The sequence below is a fragment of the Nocardia sp. NPDC058497 genome (assembly GCF_042720195.1).
Lineage (GTDB): Bacteria > Actinomycetota > Actinomycetes > Mycobacteriales > Mycobacteriaceae > Nocardia.
On the sequence record NZ_JBHXMY010000903.1, the window covers coordinates 1 to 1,622 of the forward strand.

Consider the following 1,622-nt stretch of genomic DNA (forward strand, 5'->3'; position numbering starts at 1 on the left):
GACACCCTCCTTCTTTGAGGGTCTGGTGGGCTCGTAGTTGTTTAACAGACCCCCCGCTACTCTCGTCCCGATTCGACCGATCCGCGGAAAAGTGAACGTTCAGCGCGGTCGATCGGCGGGCGCCGGGATCGTGCTCGGTGGCCCGGCTCGTGGGGCGACGTCGAGACAGCCCCTGACACAATCGGGTCAGCTCGGCAGGCGGCACCATCCCTGTCGATAGTCGACCCAATCCTGGGGCCTGGCAGCGAAATCCACGTACAGCGCGACCCCGAAGTTCTCGCGCTCGACATCCGCCCGGGTAAGCCCGAGGCGAATCCCGCGGACCGCGGCGGCCACCGTCTCGGCCGCGCCGTGATGCCCCGGGTCGTCGGCCCAGAACGCGGGCGCGCCCATCAGCAGATCCACCTCGTGCGGGGTCACCTCCGCCGCCAGCTCGGTCTGCTGTGCCACGTACCCGCTGTAGAGCGCCTCGGTCGGCATCGCGGTGTCGTAGGACATCACCGCCACCTGGTCGACCCGGCGCGCCACCTTGGCGAAATAGGCTTGGCTCCACCACTTCCCGTGATCGGCGACCGCGAGTCCCGCCGAGTGCAGTCCCGGCAGCGGATCGATGACCGGCGCCGACACCGACAGTGGCACTCGCGCGGCCGAAGTCACCGCCTTGGTCGCGTCGAGCAGCGCGAGGAATCCCGGCGATCCGGACCGCACCGGTTCCAGGTCGTAGTGCACGCCGTCGAATCCGTAGGCGAGCACCCGCCGCGCCGATGCCACCACGCGCTCACGCGACTGCGCCGATTCCACATCCAGTCCGTCGAATTCGGGCTGCACGACATCGCCCAGCCACGACTGCACCCGGATGCCGGGCAGCTTCGCGTGCACCGCGTCGACGAACCATTGCGCCCGCGGCGCCAGATCGTCGCGCAGGCTCCCGTCGTGCTCGAGCGGACCGGTGTGGACATACAGGTCACGAATCCCGGTGCCCGCCAGCATGCTCGCCAGCTGGTCGACATCGGCGTCGGTCTTGCGCCCGTCCACCCACGCGTGCCCGAGCCAGAACGCGTCCTTGCCCCTGGTCCGCGCCTGGTCGGACTGCTCACCGATGTTCTGGGCCAGCAGGTACGTCACCGCGACGACGACCGGCGACGACACCACCACAAGCAGCACGAGCGCGACCACCGCACCGCGCACCCACCACGACCACCCTCGCCACTTCCCCCGCATCAGACCTCCCCGACGTACGAGACTCCGAGACTACCCGCGGGTACCGATCGGCAGATTTCCGGCAAACCGCCCACCCGTGGAAAACTGTGCGCCGCTGTACAACTGATCGGAGCACCATGAAATACGCCGTCACCCTCGGATCCGCCGCCGTCGCGGCCTTCGCCTTCGCGATCGCGACACCGACTGTGGCCACCGCACAACCGTCCGGCAACTGCCACGAGTCCTACTCCCCCTGCCTGCCGATCGTCAGCGATGTCGACTGCGAAGGTGGCAGTGGGAACGGTCCCTACTACACCGGACGCGTCGACGTGATCGGCCCCGACGAGTACGGCCTCGACCGGGACGGCGACGGCGTCGGCTGCGAGTAGTACGCGAAAGGGGCGTGCGATGTAGTCATCGCA

Annotated in this window: 2 protein-coding genes; one reads left to right on the top strand and one right to left on the bottom strand. The window is 68.3% G+C overall.

Annotated features, from left to right (window positions below):
• Positions 1-186: 186 nt before the first annotated feature.
• The gene (locus ACFWPJ_RS32300; RefSeq protein WP_378857245.1) at positions 187-1,221 is read right to left on the bottom strand and encodes a hypothetical protein; all 1,035 of its coding nucleotides are present in this window, start codon (positions 1,219-1,221) and stop codon (positions 187-189) included.
• A gap of 116 nt (positions 1,222-1,337) precedes the next feature.
• Here ACFWPJ_RS32300 and ACFWPJ_RS32305 point away from each other — a divergent pair, with 116 nt between their 5' ends.
• Positions 1,338-1,589: a hypothetical protein gene (locus ACFWPJ_RS32305; RefSeq protein WP_378857247.1), complete on the top strand. Its 252-nt coding sequence runs from the start codon at positions 1,338-1,340 to the stop codon at positions 1,587-1,589.
• The last annotated feature ends 33 nt before the right edge of the window (positions 1,590-1,622 follow it).

Bases quoted from the DNA above. Each gene is read 5' to 3' on its own strand.
- ACFWPJ_RS32300 (WP_378857245.1), bottom strand. From the start codon at position 1,221: ATGCGGGGGAAGTGGCGAGGGTGGTCGTGGTGGGTGCGCGGTGCGGTG.
- ACFWPJ_RS32305 (WP_378857247.1), top strand. From the start codon at position 1,338: ATGAAATACGCCGTCACCCTCGGATCCGCCGCCGTCGCGGCCTTCGCC.